This is a genomic window from Paenibacillus lacisediminis, from assembly GCF_046567315.2.
The window spans coordinates 118,002-139,268 of the sequence record NZ_JBKIAX020000008.1 but is presented as its reverse complement, the minus strand read 5'-3'; the positions used below and the strand labels follow the sequence as shown (position 1 = coordinate 139,268).

Sequence of the window (21,267 nt, the reverse complement as noted above, 5' to 3'; positions counted from 1 at the left end):
GAAAAGCATAAGCACAAAATATGTCGTTATTCCGGCGATATCCATCCATTTGAGTATGCCGCTATTTTGAGGGCCCAGCCGACGCTTGGTTCGCTCCACACAGCAGCCGGCTGTCAAGCATCGTTTTCTTGGTTGAGCCAAATCTAAGCTTGCGCTCAGCCCTTCACAGCTCCCTCCGCGATGCCTTCCATAATGAATCTTTGGAAAAAGCCGTAAATGACCACCACGGGGATCGCCGTCAGCACGAGCGAAGCCAAAATCAGCGACCATTCCTTGTTGTACTCCCCGAACAGCATGTTGGTGGACAGAATTAACGTATAATTATCCACGTCCGTCAGCATCATCAGCGGCAGCAGAAAGTCGTTCCATATCCACAAAAAGTCCAGAATGGCGATCGTGACGGTGATGGGCAGAAGCAGCGGCAAAATGATCCGGAAAAACGTCTGAAATTCGTTGCAGCCGTCGATTTGTCCGGACTCCTCCAACTCGCGCGGAATCGACTTGACGAAACCGTGGTACAGAAAGATCGCCATGTTGACGCCAAGCCCGATATAGATCAGCGCCAGCCCGTAGGTGCTGCCTTGCGCGTGCAGCGTTTTGGCCATCCGGGTGAGCGGAATCATGATGGAATGGAACGGCACGAGCATCGAAGCGACAAACAGCAGGAAAATGAAATTGCTCAATTTGCCCCGGGTGCGGGATAACTTATAACCGGCCAAAGCTGAACAGAAGACGATCCCGCCGATTCCTAGCACGGAAACGATCACCGAGTTCATGGAGCTGTTTAGCAGATGGATTTTTTCAAATGCCTGCGTATAGTTTTCGAAATGCAGCTTGGTCGGAAGCGCCGTGAACGAAGCGAACATCTCTCCCTGGGTCTTAAACGAGTTGACGACCGCCATATAGATGGGGAAACAGGTGAACAGGGAGCCAATGGACAAAATCAGCACGATCAGCAGGGAATTGATTTTTTTCATGCTCATGCTTCCACCTCTTTTTTCTTCATGACGTTCATCTGAATCAAGGTGACGATCAGCACGATGGCGAACAAAATCAGCGATTTGGCGCTGGCATACCCGTACCGGAAGTTGTTGGAGAACGCTTCTTCGTAAATGTTCATCGTAATCACCTGCGTGCTGCGCCCCGGACCACCCCCGGTCAAGCCGTACACGACGTCAAACACCTTGAAAGCGCCGTTCAGCGTCAAGAAAAAGCAGATCGTCACCGCGTGCGTAATCATCGGCAGGGTCACGCTTTTTAACGTTTGGAACGCACTCGCGCCGTCGATAATGGCCGCTTCCTTTAAGCTTTGCGGCACGCCTTGCAGAGCGGCCAGGTAGATGATCATCATGTACCCGACCCCGTTCCACAGCGAGACGATCAGGATCGAATAAAACGAATATTTCGGATCGCCCAGCCAGGCATGGTCCAGGAAGGTGAAGGCCGCTTTTTCGACCAGTTGCGGGATCACCTGCGAGAACACGAAGGTCCACATAAAGGAGCTGATGATTAAGCTGATCATGTTCGGCATAAAGAAGATCGTCCGAAAAAAACCTTTGCTGCGGGTCCGCGTTTCGATCAGCACCGCCAGAAGTAAAGCGATTACATTTTGTAAAATAACCATAAACACGACGTACTTCAGGGTAAACAGCAGCGCATTGATGAAATCCGGATCCTCCGTGAGCGCTTCAACGATATTGCCGATCCCGACAAAGCTATAATCCTGATTCAAGCCGTTCCAGTCGGTAAACGTATAGTACATTCCGCCGAACGTCGGGATGAGCAGAAAGATGGTGTATATAATGAGGGCCGGGGCCGTAAAAGCCAATAAAGAAAAATACTGCTTATAAATCTTGGACGGCATGTTTTTCTCCCCTCCTGTCATTTCTATGGATGACGCGGCTCGCCGAAAGTTGAACCAAGGAAGTGTACGAGAGAAGGCAAGAGGGGGAAATGATTCTGATAAGAACATTTCACCCGGCTGCCTTTTTCCGTACAAGTATTAGTTCAACTTATCTGTTACTTATTGACTTTGTTAAAGGATTTCCAGGCTTTGTCCAGAGCGGTGACGATGTCGTCCTGCGAGATTTGTCCGGCGATATAGGATTGCAGGGCTTTGCCGGATTCGTCCTTAACCGCCTGCGGAATCCGCGGGTCTTGATACGATTTGCCCGCTTTCACATACACCATGGCGTCGTCCACCCACGGATAGCTGCTGTAGTCGTGCACGGTGGCGACCGGGTTAAACTTTAACGCCTGGTAGAACGCGCTGGAATCCTTGTCGTCCAGGATATAGTTGATAAAATCGAGGGCCACTTCTTTGTTTTTGCTCGTTTTGGACACGGCCAGGGAAGTGGATGTGCTCAAGTTGATCATCGTAGCGTCCGGATTGTCGTTGATCGGCAAAGCCGCTACGCCAAAATCGATATCGGGATTCGATTTCAAAATCGTCTCCGCATACCACGGTCCTTGCACCCACATCGCCGCTTTCCCGGTGGCGAACATGGCCGCGCCGTCGTCACCGCCAACTTCAAGGCCGTTTTTGGTGCCGTTCGCGTAGACCAAATCGATGATGTTAAACATCTCCTTAAGTTCCGAGAAGGAACCTTCGTCTTTGTTCATCCGGTCGATGAAATCCGGTTTTTCCGTGTTGACCATCGCTCCTACGGTCAGCGGCAGGAACAGCTGCGGAATCCACGATTCTTTGTCGGACAGCACAAACGGGGTGATGTTGTTCTGTTTGAGTTTTTCGATGACCGCTTTCATTTCCGTTAACGTGGTTGGGGGAGTGAGGCCCTGTTCTTTAAAAATCGTCTTGTTGTACAAATACCCCCAGGACAACGTTTCGAGCGGCACCGCGACGACTTTGCCATCCTCCGTCGTGACCGAAGGCTTCACGCTCTCCAGCAGCTTGCCTACGAACGGCTGATCGGACAAGTCCTCCAGATAACCGGCTTTATAGAAAGAAGGAATTTCATTGACCGCGTGAATGGCGAACACGTCAGGAGCATCGTTCGAAGCCAGTCGCGTTTTCAGGATTTGCGGGGCGGTATCCGCCGGCGGCATTTCCAGTTGAACGGTGACGTCGATGTTTTTCTCCGCCTTTTCCTTGGCCACAAAAGCATCGATATACTTATCGTAGTGTTCCTTCAAACGAGGCTGGGCGATAAACATTTTTAAGCTGACGCTTTTTCCGTTTGCGCTTCCGCCGCCCGTTCCCGACGTTTCATTGTTCGCCGCATTGCTTCCTCCGCCCGATCCGCATCCGGCAAGCAACGCAGCGATTACAGCAGTTCCGACGATCCCCTTCCACATCTTCATCATTTATGACCTCCCAGACGATTAAGTTTGTTTACGCTTTCATTTTAATCAAAACATGTAAGCGCTTCATTGGACGGGATTAGACTCCTTCATTGGATATTTTTAAACCTTGTGAAGCTTTTCTCGCTTCTCCTGGCGAAAGTCCGAAATGTTTTTTAAACACCCGGTGAAAATAGGACACATCCTCGTACCCCACCATCTCGGCTACGCGCTTGATTGCGACCTCCTCGCCCGCTCCCAGCCACTCCATCGCCTTCTCCATTCTTAATTGCAGCAGATAGTCCGTAACCGTAATGCCATACTCCTGTTTAAACACTTTGCTCAAGTACTCCTTGCTGACAAAAAACAGCTTGGCCAGTTGCTCCAAACCAACCGGCTCGGCAAAATGATGTTCAAGATAGGATTTCACTTCTCCCAAATGCAGTTTATTTTTAAATTTCCGCTGTTTGATCAGTTCATCCAATGCGGCCATATAGCAGCCTTCCATCAAGCCGGCCGCATCATGGTATGAGTCCGGCACCTCCGCATGTTCCGTGAGTCGGCCCAATTCGGCGGCCAGCGCGTTCGCCGCGCAAAGTTCCTTTAAATACAACAGGATTTCATGCACGAAATAGCGGATCGTCTCCGGCTTTAGGGCGGATGCAAGCTGCGTATCCGCGTGCAATTCGCCGAACACTTTGCGGATTCCTTCGCCGTTTAACTCATTAAAGCAGGACCCCAGCCGCTTCTTGTATACGGCCAGCTTCGCGGACAACTCCAGGTCGATTTCCTGACGGCCGCCGCGCTGCCGCAAGGCTTCCCGGCATTTGGCCAAAACCGCGTTCAATTCCTGGGGATCGATCGGTTTCAGCAAATAGTCGGCCGCCTTGTAACGAATCGCCTGTCTGGCGTAATGGAAATCGTCGTACCCGCTCACCACGATCACCTGCTTGCCGGGAAAACGGTCATGGATATTCCGCATCAGCTCTTCACCGTCCGAACCCGGCATGCGCATATCGGTTATGATGAGTTCCGGACCAAGCTGCTCGATCAGCCGCAGCGCTTCCAGTCCGTCCTCCGCTTCCCCCGCAACCTCCATGCCCAATTCATCCCACCGGCCGAGATTTTTGATGATGTCCCGGTTCCACTCTTCGTCGTCGACGATCAACACTTTGAACATGCTTTATCCCTCCTTTTGCTCGGGAAGATGCAGCGTTACGCAGGTTCCTTGGCCCGCTTGACTGTTTATGTCCACTTTATATTCCGCCCCAAAATACATTTGAATCCGCGAAGCCACATTGATGAGGCCGATGCTCGTCCCCTGCGTCCACACTTGCTCCAGATCTTTATTTAGCTGCGATCGCAGCCGCTTCAGTTGTTCAGGCGCCATACCGGCTCCGTTGTCCCGGATCATGATCAGCAAGCCTCCCCCGGAGGGCTCACGGCTAATCGTCACCTCAAGCCGCCACTCCCCCGCCTTATGATCCAGGCCATGGATAAACGCGTTTTCGACCAAAGGCTGCAGCGTCAGTTTGGGAATTCGGCAGTCCAGCACGTCTTCGGATACACCCAGCTCGTAATGAAGTCTTTTGCCAAACCGCTGCTGCTGAATTTTCATGTAATGATGCAGATGTTCAAGCTCCGCTCTGAGGGTCGCCAGCGTATCCGGATCGCGCACGATGTAACGGAACATTTCGCTTAAGGAGCGGATGATTTCGTAGCTTTCCGCCGGTTTCTGCGAGAAGATCATGCCGCCGATCAACTGCAGTGTATTTTGCAAAAAATGCGGGTTAATTTGCGATTGCAGCGCCTTCAGCTCGGCCGTTTTCTTTTCCAGGCGAATTCTGTATTCCGTATTAATATGCTCTCTGATCCGCTCTCCCATCGTGGCGAAATTGGCTTCAAGCAGCCCGATTTCGTCCTTTCGCCTGCTCCGGGGAAATGCGTGTCCCTTGGTGAGATCCAGCTTGCGCATCGCTCGGGCCAGCCCGATGATCGGCTTGGTCGTTTTCCAGGCAAAATAAAAAGCAAACAACGCGGAGACGGCCACGGAAATCATCCCGACGATTAAACCGTAATTCATCGTTGCCCGGGCGCTTTCGTTAATGGCGGCGATCGGGATGACTTTTACCAATCGGAGGCCAACCGGGTCCACCGTATTGTAGAAGACGAACTCCCCGTCCGTTCTGAAGTAGCCCGGCCCGGCTTCTTGGGAAGCGGACAGCGCCGCGGCCGCATCTGCGGACAAACCGCCGCCTTTGCCGTACAGAACGTTTCCTTTCAAACCCGTAACGTACACGGACTGTTCTTTTCCTTCGCCGAGCAAACTCATTGATTGGTCGAAATAAGACCAAAGCACATCCAAAGAGATATAACCCAGCTTCTCCTGGTTTTCAAAGCGGTTAATGCTGCGGATCAAACGTAATTTGTCGGGGGCCGACGGGGGCGTCTCCACGATAAAATCTTTGTTCTGCACAAGCAGCTCCTGATACGCGCGCGGCATGCCGCTTATCGTTTCCACATCATTTCGCATCGAATTGATCGTAAACAACGTGCCTGTCTCGTGCAGGTACATGATCACCCCAACGAGATGATTTCCGCCGCTGTAATACACGCTGTTGAGCGTATTAAAAACGTTCTGCTGCGCCGTAAAATGGCTGGCCGGGGTTTCTCCCTCGGGCCGGTTCAAATAATCGGTCAGCCCCGGACTGATCTGGATAGAGTAAATCAGATTGTTCAGTCTGGCGAACTGCTCACCCAGATAAATCCCCGTCCATTTCATGTTGGACAGATTGGTGCCGATCACTTGCTCCTCCATCGAGGTTCTGCTGTTCTCCGCCGCGAGCACGGTGACGACCACGACGGGGATGACCGCGATCAACATCATCGTCAAAATCAACTTGTTGCGGATGCTCGTTTTAAATGGATCGATGACCCGCTGCCGCAGTCTGCCAAACATGCGATCCCCCCCCCTGATGCCGGAAATATAGTAGAAAACGCCTCATGAGAGGCGTTAGAAAATATCTATTGTTCTTCAATAATCTTGAATCCCCAGGGTTCAAGATTCAGGGTCTCACCGGGACTTACCGGCGCGTCCGAGAGAAGTTCGGTCCCCTCTGAATGAGGATAATTTAGCGATGCCGGCAAATCGGAATAGTTAAAATAGTAGCGGACGGTTTTGCCCATTCCGTTAATCCCGTGTTTGGCAATAAGCGGGAAACGGATGTCTTGATCGGGCCCCCATATACCGGCTTGTTTCACGGCATGCTCCAGGATCTTACCCATGACGGCTTCGCTGGTCATGCAGCCGATATACACGGCTTGACCTTGGCCGTACCGGTTTTGCGTCACCGCGGCGTATTTCCCCCAATGCGGATGGTCGTAATAGGCAAGCACCTCCGCCGTCGCCGGCGTCAGCAGTTCCATCCAAGTATGCACTTGGTTGTGCTCCGCCCCGACCTGGAACGGATCGTCTTTCAGCGATACACGCTTCGGCTCTACGAACATGCTGTATGAGACGCCGCAAGCCTCCCCGATCCCCCCGGGCTGGGGTGTGGTGCGGACTTTGACGTTTTCGTCCGTGAATCCGCTCTTAAAAGTATAAACGATGTGCCCGCCGTCATACACAAACCGGTTAAGACGTTCCAGCAGTTCGTTGGAAGCCGTGTACAAGGCCGGGACCACAAGCAGGTCATACCGCTCAAAGCTTGGGGTGGCGGGTGACACGAAGTCGCAGCCGACGTTCATCCGGTACAACTCATCATACATCATCCGGACGACATCGTTGTAGTTTTTGGTGCTGGTAAAATTAAACTTAAACCACTCCATCGCCGTTAACGACTCATTGCTGACGAGGATGGCGACTTTGTTCTGCTTCTTCAGGTTCGCCAAATGCGGCGACAAGCGGGCGAAATCCCGGCCGATCGTTTGGGCTTCCTCATAGACCGGATTAGGCTCGAAGTCGTGGCTGAGCAGGCCTTTCCAGTACGTTTCGATAGAATTGTGGATCGAATGCCAATGCCAATAAGCGACCATATTGGCCCCGGAAGCCAAGTGGCTGAACGCCTGCAATCTCAGCTGCCCCGGATACGGCGTCCAATGGCTGAAAGCTTGCGCCTCCGTCTCGATCACCAAATAATTCGTTCCTTTGGTAGAGCGGGCCACATCCCCGCCGAAAGAAATTTCAATGCCGGTAAGATCGTCCTGGGAGGGATGATAGATATCCACCCCCGTGATGTCGAACGGACGGGACGCCTCAAAATGGTCGACATCCGGCTGGATGCCGTAGGAATGCCCCCGCCACTCAAAGTCGAAGTTTTGCGTGACGAACTGATCCGGCCGCTTGTATTCGTTTACGATCGATACCTGCCAATTCAGAAAATCGGCGGCCAGCTTCCGCTGGAACTTGGCAAACTCCGCCCCCAGGCTTCCGTTGATCGTCCCGACAACCGAGGGGAAGTCCTCCCAGCTGTTGATCCGGTTGCTCCAGTAATCCAGCCCAAAAGCCTGGTTCACCCGATCCAGCGTTTTGAATTTCTCTCTGATGTATTTAACGAACAGCAGTTGGACGTTAGGGCCTGCCGTGTGGTAATGTTTCGTTTCGTTGTCGGTCTGATACCCGATAACCGCGGGGTGGCCGCTGACCCGGGAAATCAGTTGGCGGATGATCCGTTCCGCATAGAACAGATAGGCCGGATGGGTGATGTCCATAATTTGCCGCGCTCCGTATTTGCCGGGGCCTTTCGCCGTCGTAGCCAGCACATCCGGATGCTCCTTCACCATCCAGGTCGGCACGGCATACGTAGGCGTGCCGACAATGACATGTATCCCCGCCCGATCCATCGCGTCCAGCACCCGATCAACCGAAGTGAAATCGAACACGCCGTTTTGGGGCTCATGCGTGCTCCACGTCGATTCGGCGATGCGCACCACGTTGATCCCCGCCTCTTTCATCATCCGGATATCTTCGTTCAGCCGTTCGTAAGGCATATATTCGTCATAGTAAGCGACACCGTAAAGCAGCTTCTCCATAAGTTACCTCCCGAGAGTGATCACAAAATGATTACGCTTTCATCGTATTAAAAAAAGCTCCCTCCTTCATTGGACGAATTTAAGCTTTTGGGGTGGACGATTTTAAACCGGCAGGCCGGGATGCCGCAAAAACTCTGTTCAACGCCGCGAAGATTTGGTATGCTTATGCTCATATCCATCCTTCGAAGGATGTAAAAAACCGCTAGGAACAGCATAGAGGAACCGCTTAAATATGAACAGCAAAAAGCGCTACTACCCCAAAATTCGCCTGGCCGTCCTTTTTTCGCTGATCGTCGGGCTCGCCGTAATTATAACTACGTTTATTTCCGTGGCTTCATCCTATAAAGCCGAAAGAAGCATTTTATACGATAGAACGCTTGAAATGAACTATTCCACTTCACTGCAGATGAGCCGCACTTTAGGGACTTTATTCACGTCGATGCGGCAAGGGCTGCATACCGTATCCATCCATCTTTTCGACGCGGACGAGGTCTCGCAATCCGCCGACATTCAAGCCAAACTGGATTTCTTCAAGAACAGCAACGACTATTTCAATTCGGTGTTTTGGGCGGACGCCAAAGGTGTCGTTCGCAACATCACTTCGCCGAACTATAAATTGGCCGGAACCAAGCTTGCCTCGACGCCGGTGCAAGAAGCCCTGGCGACCCGTAAATCAACGCTGTCGAAGCCTTATACCGGCGCAAGCGGACGGCTCCTCATCCTGATGACGGAGCCCGTGTTCGACAAAAACAGCGTTTATCAAGGGTTCATAGGCGGTACGATTTACCTGGAGGAAAACAACATCCTCGACAGTATTTTCAGCGAAAAGCAGGCGGATAAGACGGGCTCTTATTATTATATCGTGGATTCCAGCGGACAGCTGATCTTTCACCCCGACACCAGCCGGCGCGGCGAAAATGTTAGTGAAAACGCTGTAGTCCAAGCTGTGAAAAGCGGCGAAAACGGCCGCCAATCCGTGATCAACACGAAAAAGGTAGCTTTTTTGGCCGGGTACGCCACGGTGCCTGAGGTCGGTTGGGGCATCATCATGCAAACCCCGATCAGCATGTTGGAAAAACAACAAAAAGAGCAGGTTCGCAAAATGCTGCTGATTATGGCCTTTCCCTTCATTCTTATCATAGCAGTTACGATCTATTTGGCGCATAAGGTCACGGAGCCGATCGTACGGCTGGCCCAGTTTGCGAAAAGTTCGGTCCGTAATCCCAAAAAGCTGCCGCCAATCCGGACAAGCCATTGGATTTGGGAGGCCGACTTGTTAACGAAAACCGTGCTGAATTCCCTGAAAACGATGAAGGACCAAAATGAACGGCTTACCGACAGCACCCGCAAAGATCCGCTGACGGGCCTGCAAAACCGCAGGGCGTTGGATGAAGTACTGGCTTTATTTGATTTCGCCAAGCATTCTTTTTCGATGCTCGTGCTGGATATCGACCGGTTTAAACTGATCAATGACACGTACGGTCATCAAACCGGGGATGAAGTGCTCAAGTTCGTAGCGGATTTAATTCAATCGGCCGTGCGGCAAAAAGACCACTGCTTCCGCTTCGGAGGCGAAGAGTTTATCGTGATTCTCCCCGATACGCCGCTGGCTGTTGCCTTTCAAACGGCGGAACGGATTCGCAGCCAGCTGGAAGGCACGGTAAGTCCGGCCGGCAGGCCGGTTACCGTATCAATAGGAGCGGCCGAGTTTCCCATTCAGTCGGATGATCTGGATGAGCTGTTCCGCTTGGCCGATAAAGCGCTTTATAAAGCCAAGGGAGACGGACGCAACCGGACGGTTGTGGCGGATGAGGGCTTGGAAGAAGTACGTTCGTTCATCATGGGCCGGGATTGACCGGTCCTTTTTCTTTTTTTGTGGATTTGTCACATCCGCGGGCGGGCGATCCGTTGTATAAGGTGAAAGGGTGTGAAACGTGTGGACGATGTCGATCTGTCGCAAACGATAACCGGCATACTGGAAGGCGACACCGAAAAGTTCGCGGAAATCATGCGAATTTACCAAAAATCGATTTTCCTGTATTGCTATCATATGTTAGGCAACTATGCCGAAGCCGAGGACAGCGGTCAGGAAGTATTTCTGAAAGCCTACCGTTCGTTGGGAAAATATAAACGCGAAGTTCCATTTGGAGCCTGGCTGTACAAAATCGCCTACAATCATTGCATCGATATGATCCGCAAGCGGAAGCTGGCCAAGTACCTGCCCTTCTTCTACCGGGATGACAAGGAGAACAAACCGGTGGACTGGCGGATCGAAGCCCATTATTTTGATGAATTCGTATACCAGGCTATGTCGAAATTATCGGCGGAGGAACGGAACTTGTTGATTTTGCGCTGTGTCGATGAGAAGAGTTATGAGGAGATCAGCCAGATTCTCGGGCGCAGCAACGCGGCTCTCCGCAAGAAATACGGGCGGGCGGCGGCGAAATTCCGTCAGTATTACGCCGTGGCGAAAGGAGTGTGTTCATATGACGCCGGACAAGGATCAGGATCTGAAACAACTTTTTCGTGAAACGCAGCTTCCCGAGGTCGACCTGACCCCCAAAGTGATGAGCAAGCTGCGTGCCGAAAAAAAAACTAAGGCGCGATTGCTCGGGAAACGCAGATTAGTTTTGCTGGTCATGGCCGGAATGCTGCTGGCGGCCTCCACCGCTTTTGCGGCGTCAAACTACTACTATGCCTTTAAGAGTAAGCACGGCGACATTATTTGGGAAGAAAAGATATTGGACAAGAGCAGCCCAGAGTATAAAAAGCCTTCCCTGGATGAGCAACGGCGTTCGCTGAACAGCGCCGGTTTATCTAACGATCTGCTGAAGGACGGGGAGGCCGCGATCTTTTACGTGCTTGAGAACAATCCGGATCATGAGATCGACATCGAATGGAAGCGGGTTCCCTTCCACGATTTGACCGAGCTTCGTTCCCGCATGGCGGGGCAGCCGGTAAAGCTAATTGATCGTTTTGAGGGTGATTATCAATTTTCTCATGCTACGGTCTCCTTCTACCCGGCCCTTTATGAAAACCCGCTAACCGATCAGGAAGAGGCGGAGATCGCCGAAAAACTGCGGAAGCAGGCGGAGGAATCGGGCAAGGGCTATGCGATGATGCCGATTGAGGTCTCGAAAAAATACTGGATAATGATGAGCTCATACCAAAGAAACGGCAAAACAGGAATTCTGGTGACAGCTTCCAAAGCCCCCGGAAAGCAGACGATTTGGATGCCCGAAGAAAGCAAGGATAATCCCCGTGAGACCCTCGAAGTTAAGGGTATAAAAATGCTGTATACCGAATTTGCAACCGGCCGGAATATTCAATGGGTCTATGATATTCCGGGCAGCAAGGAGGCCGTATATTACTCGATCCAAACCGGCTTGCAAATGAACAAAGACCAGGTGATTGAACTGGCCGAGTCGTATTTGGATTAAGCGAAAGCGCCCGCTCTGCCTGTGGATTCCATTCCGTAAGCAGGGTGGGCGCAGATTGCTTCAGAGAAAAAAATAAGGACATAAAAAGGCGTTATTCCGTCAACATCCGTCCATTTGAGCGAAATAGAGGAATTTTATGTCGCTAGTTTCCTTTGTCGCAAGGAAATGACTTCGTTCCGGACCATTCTTAGGAAAATAAGTACATAAAATGGCGCTAATGGAGATAAACCTGCTAGGTTTCGGATAATAAGTACATAAAGTACCGCTATTTTGAAGGCCGGCGGTTCGACGGTTGGCCAGCAGGTGGGGCAGCAGGTAGATCAGCAGGTAAGTCAGTTAATTGGTCGTTCCAGCAGCCGGCTGTGTTAATCACCGATTTCTAGGTTGAGCCCATAAATATCCTCGACATCTCGCGCTTTTCTCTTTTAAACTCCACCCTTCGCGGCGGCCCCCGTCCGGGACATCGATTCGTCGTTACCCGGTCCGGGACATTGATTTGTCCGGATGGTTCACAAAATCCCGTCCGTACACTTCCTCCTGGATTTGCTCGAGCGTCTTGCCGCGGGTTTCCGGGGCCATGATCACGCCGATCACCGCGGCGATGATCAGGAAGCCGATCATCACCATGCCGGAAGCGGCAAAGCCCATGGAGGTGAGCATGGACGGCACCACCAGCGAGATCAGGCCCACCGCTACCCGGGCGGTGCTGAACAGAAAGCCCTGGGCTTTGGCGCGGTATTTGGTATGAAACAGCTCGCCCGCCCACAAGCCGTAAAAGGCCTGCGCTCCGAAGCCGGCGGCGACGCCCCACAGCACAACAAAGGCCAGCAGTTCGGCCATGCCCATGCCGCCGAAGGACAGGATCGCCCAGGCGGCAATCCCCATGAGTGCGCCTATGCCGTACAGCACTTTCCGGTTGACCTTATCGCCGAATTTGATAAAGACGAAATACGTCGAAGCAACGGTCAAAATCCAGAGGAAAGCCTGCAGCAAATTGGCCTGGGCGGAGGTGAGGCCGCCGACCCGCTGGTAAATGTAAGGCATGAAGTAGCCCATCACGCCCGCCACCAGATTCCAGAAGCAATAGATGCCCAAAAGCAGGACGATCGAGCGCAGATTGGCCCGGCTCTTGAACAGCTCAGCAACCGAGCTTTTCGCCGCCTTGCCGCCCGCCAGCGCCTTGGCTTCCTTAGCTTTTTCCTCCTCCCAGATCTTGCTCTCGTTGATTTGCTGCTGCATGATCCAGGTAATCAGGGCGATGACAAACAACTGCCCGAAGATCAACCGGCTGCCCAGCAGGCCAAGCGGAGCCAGCGCCACGGACAGCAGCAGCGATATCGCCGGTCCGATAGACCAGGCCAGTTGCCCCCAGCCTACCCGGGCGGCCCGTTCGCCTGCCGGCGCCTCTTCGGAGATATACGTCCAGGCGGCCGGGATCGCCGCGCCTACCGCGATGCCGGTAATCACGTAACCGGCCAGCAGCATCGGAAAATTAAACGACAGGGCGACGAGAAGAACCCCCAGCATGTACACGAGCAGATCGTATTTGTAAATCAGCTTGCGGCCATATTTATCGACCAGGACCCCGCCGATCAGCGCGCCGATCGCCGACCCGAATCCGTTGGCGCTGAGCGCCCCGAGCAGGCCCAGCTTCACATCGTCCAGCTTTAGGTATTCCACCCATAAGGTGAGTCCACCAGCACCGGCGACGATAGAACCGGCTTCCAGGTAATTCGACATGGCTACGGTGATCGTTGACTTGAGACTGCTCTTTTTTGTTGCTTGAGCGGAAGCCATCACACCCGCTCCTTCCCGGATTCCGCCTGAAGGTGGAACACTTCCGTCAAATCACGGGATTCCGGACTGTTATCGGGGTTGGTCCGCATGATGTCCTTCATGTAATCCCACCATTTGCGGCAGACCTCCGTATCCGCGCTTTTGGCCCAGAGCGCTTCATCCTCGATTTCCAGGTAGGCAAACAAGGTATGGGTCGTTTCGTCCAAAAAAATCGAATACGTGCGGACTCCGTGGCTCAGCAGCATCTCTTTCATCTCCGGCCACAGTTCGTCATGGCGTCTGCGGTATTCCTCATGGCAGCCTGCAAAAACTTGCATGATCGAGGCTTTCCGTATCATGTTACAGCTCCTTCCCGATCCTCAAAATATTCGCGCCTGTATGTTGGCGCTTACACCTTCCACTATATAAGCGGGGCGTTCCCGCCTGTAGGAGGGATTCTTCGGGTCGGGTAGACATTCTTCGGAACATGATATAAAACTGCGGGACGCCTCTAGCCGGTTCCGCTCGTCCCTCGGTACTCGGACGGAAGCTGGCCGAAATGCTGCCGGAACAGCCGGCTGAAATAGCGGACGTCCTGATATCCGACAGCCCGGCTGACGTCCCGCAGCTTTGCCGAGGGGTCGGCAAGCAGCCTTCGCGCCTGCTCCAGCCGGACGCGGGTCACGTATTCAAGCACCGTCTCCCCGGTTTGCAGCTTAAAATACTGGCAAAAATACGTGGGGTTCATATGGACTTGCCCGGCGATTTTTTTCACCGTAATCGGGTTTCCCAGGTTCCGGCCAATCCACTCCTTGGCCGCTTCGACCGGCTTGGCCGCAGGCCCGGACCGCGCCTGCTCCAGCGTCGTCACGGCCCGCCTGATCAACCGCAGCGCCAACAGCTTCAGCTCCTGCAGGTTCACTGCTTCCCGTGCCTCCTGCAGCGCCGCTTCGGCTCCCGCGCCCCCCACCGTCTCCCCGCACGTTTCAAACAGAGTGGACTCGATCAGGAGCAGCACATTTTCCGCAACTTTGCGGATTTGCGCCGGGGAGGCATACCCGCCGATATGCTCGAACAACTGCCTGCACACCGCTTCCGCCTCCGTGGCATCGGCCTGTTCGACCGCCCGCTTCATCCGCCGCAGCAGCGATGGAAGAAGGCCGCCGGGCTGTCCCCCTCCGTTGTGGCCGCTCCGGTGGATGCGCCCGTACGGAAACACCTTGTTCCCCCCTTCCAGCAGACGGTAATGCATGGCGGAAAGCACTTGCCGTTTCGCGTAAGGCAGCAAATACAAATCGCTGATCGGCTCCCCGAACGAGACCGATACGGTAAACGGCGTATACGTTCTTACCGCTTCGCGGATTCGGCTGGCCACCTCCTGGGCAGCCTCTTCGAGAACGCCGCCGCCGTGCGCCTCGGCCGGCCGGCACAGCAGCGCCCAGAAATCCGCGCCCGTTCCCCGCCACCACCAGCCGCTCATCCGGTGTTTTTCCGCCACCTCGCCGACAACTTCGCCGGTCATATTTTCCAGTACGTAAGAATAAGCCCGCCAGTCTTGATCGGTAAAGCTTCTGGCTTTGACCGGCATCGCGTCCATCGAGATATATAGCAGGATGTACTCTCCCTTTGGAAAAGAATCCACCCAGAACCCCAGACGGGCCAGGTCGCTTCCATCCGCTGTGATCCGGCCGAGCGCCTGCGTCTGCTGTGTGAATTTGAGCACCGCTTCTTTTTGGCGCAACGCGCTCCAACGGTAATCTTGAAGACGCCGTTCCTCCACCTTTTGCCTGATCTCCATCAGCACCGCCGCCAGCTGCTCCCGGTCAATCGGCTTCAGCAAATAATCAGCCGCGCCTTCTTTGAGCGCCGTGCGGACGTATTCGAAATCGTTGTAGCCGGTCAGGACGACGGCCAGGAACTCACGGATCTTACCCGCTTCCCGGATCAGGGTGAGTCCGTCCATTTCCGGCATACGGATGTCGGTGATGAGCAGATCGATTTCGGCATTCTGCGTTTGGAGGAAGTTCAACGCCTCCCTGCCGTCCCCCAAAGCGGCCAGCACTTCCCATTCCTCGCCGCAGGAGGCGACCAGCCGCTTAAGCCCCCGGCAAATTCGCGGTTCATCGTCCACGATCAGTACTTTGATAGGCTTCATATCCGTCCCTCCTTTAGCGGTTCGGCCGGGTCTTCCGCGCCCGCCCGCTCGATCGCCGGAATGCGAATGATGACGGTGGTACCTTCACCCATCGCGCTTTCCATCCGCAGACCGTACCCGCTTCCCAAGGTATAATGAATACGCGCGTTTACGTTTTTCAGGCCAAAGCCGGAATCCTTCCGCTCCATGGACACGTTCTTCAGTTCGCGGTTCAGTACCTCAAGCCGTTCGCTGCCGATTCCCGGGCCGTTGTCCTGAATGCGGAAAACAATATGCCGTTCTCCCGGGTGCGTCCCCGGTTCCTCGGCGACATGTAGTCCGATCCTTAGACTCCGGCGGCTCTCCATTCCGTATTTCACGGCATTTTCCACGATCGGCTGCAAAATAAACTTGGGTGTATACCAAGCGTTGTTCACATCTTCCGATATCGTAAAATCCAGCCGCTCTTCAAAGCGAAAGGCCTGGATCGTCAAATAATCGCGAACGTGCTGCACTTCCTCGGCAATCGTGACCCATTTTGATTTGTTGGATACCGAAAACCGCAGCATACGCCCGAGCAGGGTAACCATTTTTACGACCGTTTCCTGCTCCCCTTCTTCCGCGGCCATGCTGATGCTCTCCAGCGTGTTGTACATAAAATGAGGGTTGATCTGCGACTGCAGCGCGTACAGCTCCGCTTCCTTCTGGCTTAGCTCGGTCTGCACGTTTTTCGCGATCAGCTCCCGGATCATCGACACCATGAAGTTGAAGCTCCGCGCCAGCATCCCCACCTCATCCCGGGATTGAATTCCCGGATCGACGTCAAACCGGCCTTGGCCGACCTCCTTCATCAAGCGGGCGAGTTTCTTCAGCGGCCTCGTCACCCGGTAAGAGAAAACGGTGTAGATGATCAAGGTCACAAGCGCGAATCCGGCAAACAGCAAACCGACGACATTCCGGGTGATGTCGGCCTGCTTTGTCAACTCTTTCAGCGGGATGCTGTACATCAACCTCCAGCCGTATCCGGCAGAGCGCGAGTTGCTCATAATCCAGGTTTTCCCGCCTGCCTGCTTGCGGAAGCTGCCGCTTTGCACCGGATATTCGCGGATTTCGGTATCATAGCCGCCGATCCGCGCACGGTTGGTATGATAAAAAATTTCGCCTTGCCCGTTCATCAGCCAAAATTCCGCCTGCTCGTTTTGCTCAAAATTTTGCAGAATCCGATCGATAAACGACATTTGCACCGCGATAAACATCGTGCCGAGGCTGGTGCGGTTGTCCACGTCGTCAATTTGCTTCATGATCATGAGGTAAGGTTCGCCGGTACCAAATTCCAGCCCGAAATCGCTGGACAGCAGCAGCTTCGCTCCGCCCCTTAGCTCCAAGTCCTGCCCGTAGGGAATCAGCAGTCCCTTGCTGTCCAGGCCCGTAAAATCGAGGCGGGAAGCGGAGAACAGCCGGTTTTTGGATAAAATGAACACCCCGAGAATTTCCGAATTGCTGCCTTCGAGAAACGTTTTGGACAGATAATTATTCAGCATATAGGTATCCGTATTGAGATCGGACTTGCTTTGGTAGGCATCCTTGCGCAGAATCCGCACAACGTCGGCGGAACTGAACAACTGCTCGGGAAGCACGGCCAGCTTGTCGATATGCTGATCGATCGAGCTGTTGGCCTGATCGAGGAACTTCGGCATATATTGGCCGATTTGCTGCACGATCGATTTTTCATATTGCCGGTAAGAAATGACGCCAAGCAACGAGATCGGGAGTACAGTAAGCACCACATACACGATCAGCAGCTTGGAACTAAGCCGAAAATCCCGGAACCGCCGTCTTCCTCTCCTAAAAAACATATTCATCCACATTATCCTTGGTAAAATCGAGCGGCTCCCCCATAATCACCGAATCTCCCTTCACCCGAATCTCCCCAACATTGCGGACAACCTGGCCGTTTACGGGAGCTTGGCCGTCAAGCAGGTTCACGGCCAGCACGATCGTTAAATATCCCAGCCGTTTTGGACTCCAGAGGGTGGCGTTCTTGACGGTCCCGTTTTTTAAATATTCCCGCATCAGATTGGGCGTGGACAGTCCGACCGCGTGAATGCTCCCGGCTTGCCGCTTGTCTTCAAGCGCCTTGGCCGCCGCTGGCAAGGCGACGGAGGAGGTGCCGATGATACCCGCCAGATCGGGGTACTTCTCCATCAGCCTGATCGCCTCCGTGTAGGCGAGCTGCGGATCGTCATTGGCTGCGGCGGTCTCGACCAGCTTCATGTCCGGATAATATTGCGCATTCTGCGCCTTGATCCATTTCATCCACTCATTCATATTGGATGCGGTGGAAGCCCCGGACAAAATGGCGTATTGCCCCGCTTCGTCCATTTGCATTGCAAGCGCATCCAATAAATGGCGTCCGAGCGTTTCCGGATCGACCATATTGACGAACAGCTCCCGCCCTTCCGGCTCGGTATCCGAGTCCCAGGTGATCACCCGGATGCCGCTTTGCTTCGCTTCCCGCAGCACGGGCAGCAGCTTGGCCGAATCGTTGGCCGACACCGCGATCAGATCGACCTTGCGCGAAATTAGGCTTTGGATGACGCGGATTTGCTGCCCGGTGTCCGCCACCGGCGATCCTTCATACAGAAGATTCGCCCCCAGATCGGCAGCCGCCTCGCGCGCCCCGTCCTCCACCAGATTGAAATAAGAATTTTCCGTAGCTTTCGGTACCATGCCGATTGTGTAAGTTTCCTGGGCAACCGGGTCCGCCTGGCTTTCGGTCTCCTTTTCGTTGGAGTAGATAACGTCGTATTGAATGGCCGCCTCCCCGTTCCGGCAACCGCCGATGACAACGGCAAGCAGCAGCAGCATTGAAAACCGCAGCCCGGCAAACCTCAGTCCTACAAACCTCGGTCCTGCAAACCGTTGCACTTTAAGTCGTTGTCCTGTAAGCCATTGTCCTATCATCCGCATTCTTATAAGCCACATTCTTATCATCCACATTTCTATAAGCCGCATACTTATAAGGCGCATTCCTATACCCCAGCGGCGCAAAGTCCTTCACTCCTTCCTAATTGTGCAATTTTTGATTCGGCGATCCCATCGTATACCCGTACATTTTTGTTGTCAACGGAATAACAGGATAATTCATGTTGTTTTATGTTGCTTCTTGTTGATTGCATTGTCCACTTCAAGAAGGTAAAGGTATAATATGGTTCGCCATTAGCGAATATGTCCATTGGGAGGAAATCTACTCTTTTTTTGCCGATCGATGGTGCAAGAACCAGGTTGCCCGTGAAAACTCCAACAGAAGATAAGAACCTAAAGTGTCGTTATTTCGGCGATACCCGCCCATTTGCGAGAAATAGCGGCATTTTATGTCTCTATTTCCCCCCGTCGAATGGAAATGCCCGCGTACTGGACCGTTCGAAGGAAAATAAGTACATAAAATGCCGCTAATGGGGAAAACACGCTAGGTTTCGGATAATAAGTACATAAAGTTCCGCTATTTTGAAGGGCGACGGTTGGTCAGAAGACAGTAGGTAGGTCAGTAGACAGTTGATTGGCCGTTCCAGCAGCCGGCTGTCAAGCGCCGATTTCTAGGTTGAGTCCGGTTTTAGGGGCAAAAACTCCCCCGATCGATTGTCCTCCCACCCCTCATTGGAAAAATCCAATAGATTGGTGGATAGCAAACGTCATTTTGAGCTCAGAACATTGTGCCGGGCCGCAGCAACCTGCCTCCCGGCTATATTAGAGCTAGAATATCGGCTTATAGCCCGCCTTAAATTTTACTCAACTCCGCCAAAAAGGCTGGTCTTCCGCTATATAATGTCATTAATTCATCGACCATTTGTTGTTGATGGGTTTCGCCCGCTATCTTTTTGTATCTCGCAAGAATGCCGCATACGTTCCGGTAATGTTTTCGTGTGGACGAAGCTTTCGCCGCCAAGCGAATATGCTCCTGATACAACGCTAGCACCTCGTCCTTAAACCGCTCTGCCAGCCTGTCGGCATAGGTTTCAATTTCGTCCGGATGCTGCCTTACATATTCCACGAGCCCGTCCAGATCGTTTTCCGCTTCAACCAGCTTAAGGTACAGCCTTTCGCCGCGCCAGCCATTTTGCTCTTTCAACTCTTGCTTCAATTGACGGTAAAACACTTGCTTATCTCCGCAAGCCAATTGTTTCAGCAGGCTGTAATATTCAAAATGTCCATCCAGCAGCAGCTCTTTGGCTAGTTTGATCTGTTCTTCCTTAAGCGATAGTTGTGTATAGGCGTCATATCTGATTTTTTTCCATTGGAAAACGAGTCCCGAAAATGCTTCGTCCTGAGCTTCTCCTTCCAAAGCCAAGTCCACAACTTTATGAAAATCCCCTGCCTCCATAAACTTGCCCATATACCATTCCCGAAAAAAAGGGAACCGGAGATTTTCCGTGATAAAATGTTCGCTTTCTTCAGGTGTGCCGTATTCCTGTATGATCCCAAACAATATGCGTAACATACTTTCATTACTGTATTTCTTGTACTCGTTGTCGGCATTTTGGCGGATCAAGTGTTCGATCTGCGCTCTCAGCTTGCTCCTGAACGCTTCAACGCCGGCAAAACCGGCGCATATTTCAAGCAGTCCGTTTTGGTAATCATCCCATCTCCCGAAGAGCCCGCCTTCGATCCGGTCCATCAACTTATTAAATACCTGCTCTCGCCCATCCGCATCCAGATCGTGACTTTCCCCGGCGATTTCCCCGATCAGTTCCAGCGCTTCATCCGCCAAAACGCCTATGTCCCCATCCGAATCATCGGCATACTCAAAAGCTTCCATGGTTTCTTCCAGTAACAAAAGAGCGATATCCAAAGCCAGCGGGAGGTTATCCGTCCCTCTTGCCTTCTCTAGTATTTCACTCATCTCTTGCGCAAAATCATAGGTTTCCCCATACGGAATAAAGCCTTCCCGGCCCGTATATTTTCTGGCGATAGCTTGGATCAGCTTCCGGCAATTCTCCAGTTCCTGTTTGTCGCCCCCTTTGGCATATTTGAATAAAAGGGAATTTCTTAGCATCGCATCCCCTCGGGCAACTTCCATGATAATCCCGACCAATTCTTCCTTGGGAAGCTGATCGAGCACCTCTTTCAATACCGGCTGCCTTTCCGTCCCCGGTTGCTCTGTTTCGTTACGCTCCTCTTCCTCACTGCTTAACATATCCGCCAGTTCATAGTAAGCCGCCACTTTGTGCTTGCAAATAGGACCGTAAGAATAAGGGCAATCACAATGGGAATAGAGGATGTCCCCGTTTTCGCCAAGCTTGACGACGACCTCGTAATCGTCGCTGCCTTCCACTTGGATAATATATTCACGATCCCCTTGGTGATAGACGTCAACAACACGGTCATCTATGTAGTAATCGTAACCCTTAGTTAAAACCGCTTCGGCTATGTCGTTCTCGAAATGGTTGATATTCATGGCAATTCCCTCGTTTTCCCTAATATTAATAGTTTATTTCAAATATAGCACACGAATTCTCACAATAGAGTCATGGAAGGAAAAAACTATCTTTTGTCGAAATTTATAGGAGGTGGCTCGAAAATGCTCGA

15 protein-coding genes are annotated in these 21,267 nt (G+C 52.7%); 3 read left to right on the top strand and 12 right to left on the bottom strand.

From position 1 onward, the window contains the following. Window positions 1-155: 155 nt before the first annotated feature. From ACLD72_RS17160 to ACLD72_RS17135, 6 genes are all read right to left on the bottom strand, one after another. On the bottom strand, window positions 156-983 hold the full coding sequence (locus ACLD72_RS17160; RefSeq protein ID WP_410998759.1) for a carbohydrate ABC transporter permease: 828 nt from the start codon (window positions 981-983) through the stop codon (window positions 156-158). Beyond that, window positions 980-1,864, bottom strand: a complete 885-nt coding sequence (locus ACLD72_RS17155; RefSeq protein ID WP_410998761.1) for a carbohydrate ABC transporter permease — start codon at window positions 1,862-1,864, stop codon at window positions 980-982. Before ACLD72_RS17155 ends, ACLD72_RS17160 begins: the two co-directional genes overlap by 4 nt. A gap of 155 nt (window positions 1,865-2,019) precedes the next feature. Further along, a complete protein-coding gene (locus ACLD72_RS17150) occupies window positions 2,020-3,321 on the bottom strand; it encodes an ABC transporter substrate-binding protein (RefSeq protein ID WP_410998843.1) in 1,302 nt (433 codons plus the stop codon). 79 nt (window positions 3,322-3,400) lie between these two features. Continuing rightward, a complete protein-coding gene (locus ACLD72_RS17145; protein WP_410998763.1) occupies window positions 3,401-4,480 on the bottom strand; it encodes a response regulator in 1,080 nt (359 codons plus the stop codon). 3 nt (window positions 4,481-4,483) lie between these two features. Then, entirely contained in the window at window positions 4,484-6,259 is a 1,776-nt protein-coding gene (locus tag ACLD72_RS17140) for a sensor histidine kinase (RefSeq protein ID WP_410998765.1), read from the bottom strand. Window positions 6,260-6,324: 65 nt separating this feature from the next. Further along, window positions 6,325-8,331 (bottom strand): beta-galactosidase, encoded by a 2,007-nt coding sequence (locus ACLD72_RS17135; protein ID WP_410998767.1) that lies wholly within the window; start codon window positions 8,329-8,331, stop codon window positions 6,325-6,327. 232 nt (window positions 8,332-8,563) lie between these two features. Between ACLD72_RS17135 and ACLD72_RS17130 the strand changes: the two genes are divergently transcribed. The 3 genes from ACLD72_RS17130 (at window position 8,564) to ACLD72_RS17120 (ending at window position 11,771) form a co-directional block, all read left to right on the top strand. After that, window positions 8,564-10,186 carry a sensor domain-containing diguanylate cyclase gene (locus tag ACLD72_RS17130; RefSeq protein ID WP_410998769.1) on the top strand — a complete coding sequence of 541 codons (1,623 nt, stop codon included), beginning with the start codon at window positions 8,564-8,566 and terminating at the stop codon, window positions 10,184-10,186. Between the two features lie 72 nt (window positions 10,187-10,258). Next, the gene (locus tag ACLD72_RS17125) at window positions 10,259-10,861 is read left to right on the top strand and encodes an RNA polymerase sigma factor (protein ID WP_410998771.1); all 603 of its coding nucleotides are present in this window, start codon (window positions 10,259-10,261) and stop codon (window positions 10,859-10,861) included. Beyond that, window positions 10,818-11,771 carry a hypothetical protein gene (locus tag ACLD72_RS17120; RefSeq protein WP_410998773.1) on the top strand — a complete coding sequence of 318 codons (954 nt, stop codon included), beginning with the start codon at window positions 10,818-10,820 and terminating at the stop codon, window positions 11,769-11,771. The genes ACLD72_RS17125 and ACLD72_RS17120 overlap by 44 nt, the downstream gene beginning before the upstream one ends. Before the next feature lie 474 nt (window positions 11,772-12,245). Here ACLD72_RS17120 and ACLD72_RS17115 read toward each other — a convergent pair whose 3' ends face one another. The 6 genes from ACLD72_RS17115 to ACLD72_RS17090 all read right to left on the bottom strand — a co-directional run bounded on the left by ACLD72_RS17115 (window position 12,246) and on the right by ACLD72_RS17090 (window position 21,136). Beyond that, a complete protein-coding gene (locus tag ACLD72_RS17115) occupies window positions 12,246-13,568 on the bottom strand; it encodes an MFS transporter (protein WP_410998775.1) in 1,323 nt (440 codons plus the stop codon). Continuing rightward, window positions 13,568-13,906 carry an L-rhamnose mutarotase gene (gene rhaM, locus ACLD72_RS17110; RefSeq protein WP_410998777.1) on the bottom strand — a complete coding sequence of 113 codons (339 nt, stop codon included), beginning with the start codon at window positions 13,904-13,906 and terminating at the stop codon, window positions 13,568-13,570. The genes ACLD72_RS17115 and rhaM overlap by 1 nt, the downstream gene beginning before the upstream one ends. A 152-nt stretch (window positions 13,907-14,058) precedes the next feature. Continuing rightward, window positions 14,059-15,702, bottom strand: coding sequence for a response regulator transcription factor (locus ACLD72_RS17105; protein ID WP_458476063.1), 1,644 nt, complete (start codon window positions 15,700-15,702; stop codon window positions 14,059-14,061). After that, on the bottom strand, window positions 15,699-17,543 hold the full coding sequence (locus ACLD72_RS17100) for a sensor histidine kinase (RefSeq protein ID WP_410998779.1): 1,845 nt from the start codon (window positions 17,541-17,543) through the stop codon (window positions 15,699-15,701). The genes ACLD72_RS17105 and ACLD72_RS17100 overlap by 4 nt, the downstream gene beginning before the upstream one ends. Further along, window positions 17,527-18,609, bottom strand: a complete 1,083-nt coding sequence (locus ACLD72_RS17095) for an autoinducer 2 ABC transporter substrate-binding protein (RefSeq protein ID WP_458476060.1) — start codon at window positions 18,607-18,609, stop codon at window positions 17,527-17,529. Before ACLD72_RS17095 ends, ACLD72_RS17100 begins: the two co-directional genes overlap by 17 nt. A gap of 850 nt (window positions 18,610-19,459) precedes the next feature. Continuing rightward, window positions 19,460-21,136: an SWIM zinc finger domain-containing protein gene (locus ACLD72_RS17090; RefSeq protein ID WP_410998783.1), complete on the bottom strand. Its 1,677-nt coding sequence runs from the start codon at window positions 21,134-21,136 to the stop codon at window positions 19,460-19,462. Between the last annotated feature and the right edge of the window lie 131 nt (window positions 21,137-21,267).

Bases quoted from the DNA above. Each gene is read 5' to 3' on its own strand.
- ACLD72_RS17120 (WP_410998773.1), top strand. From the start codon at position 10,818: ATGACGCCGGACAAGGATCAGGATCTGAAACAACTTTTTCGTGAAACG.
- ACLD72_RS17135 (WP_410998767.1), bottom strand. From the start codon at position 8,331: ATGGAGAAGCTGCTTTACGGTGTCGCTTACTATGACGAATATATGCCT.
- ACLD72_RS17160 (WP_410998759.1), bottom strand. From the start codon at position 983: ATGAGCATGAAAAAAATCAATTCCCTGCTGATCGTGCTGATTTTGTCC.
- ACLD72_RS17100 (WP_410998779.1), bottom strand. From the start codon at position 17,543: ATGAATATGTTTTTTAGGAGAGGAAGACGGCGGTTCCGGGATTTTCGG.
- ACLD72_RS17140 (WP_410998765.1), bottom strand. From the start codon at position 6,259: ATGTTTGGCAGACTGCGGCAGCGGGTCATCGATCCATTTAAAACGAGC.
- ACLD72_RS17130 (WP_410998769.1), top strand. From the start codon at position 8,564: ATGAACAGCAAAAAGCGCTACTACCCCAAAATTCGCCTGGCCGTCCTT.
- ACLD72_RS17105 (WP_458476063.1), bottom strand. From the start codon at position 15,702: ATGAAGCCTATCAAAGTACTGATCGTGGACGATGAACCGCGAATTTGC.
- ACLD72_RS17150 (WP_410998843.1), bottom strand. From the start codon at position 3,321: ATGAAGATGTGGAAGGGGATCGTCGGAACTGCTGTAATCGCTGCGTTG.
- ACLD72_RS17090 (WP_410998783.1), bottom strand. From the start codon at position 21,136: ATGAATATCAACCATTTCGAGAACGACATAGCCGAAGCGGTTTTAACT.
- ACLD72_RS17115 (WP_410998775.1), bottom strand. From the start codon at position 13,568: ATGGCTTCCGCTCAAGCAACAAAAAAGAGCAGTCTCAAGTCAACGATC.
- ACLD72_RS17145 (WP_410998763.1), bottom strand. From the start codon at position 4,480: ATGTTCAAAGTGTTGATCGTCGACGACGAAGAGTGGAACCGGGACATC.
- rhaM (WP_410998777.1), bottom strand. From the start codon at position 13,906: ATGATACGGAAAGCCTCGATCATGCAAGTTTTTGCAGGCTGCCATGAG.
- ACLD72_RS17155 (WP_410998761.1), bottom strand. From the start codon at position 1,864: ATGCCGTCCAAGATTTATAAGCAGTATTTTTCTTTATTGGCTTTTACG.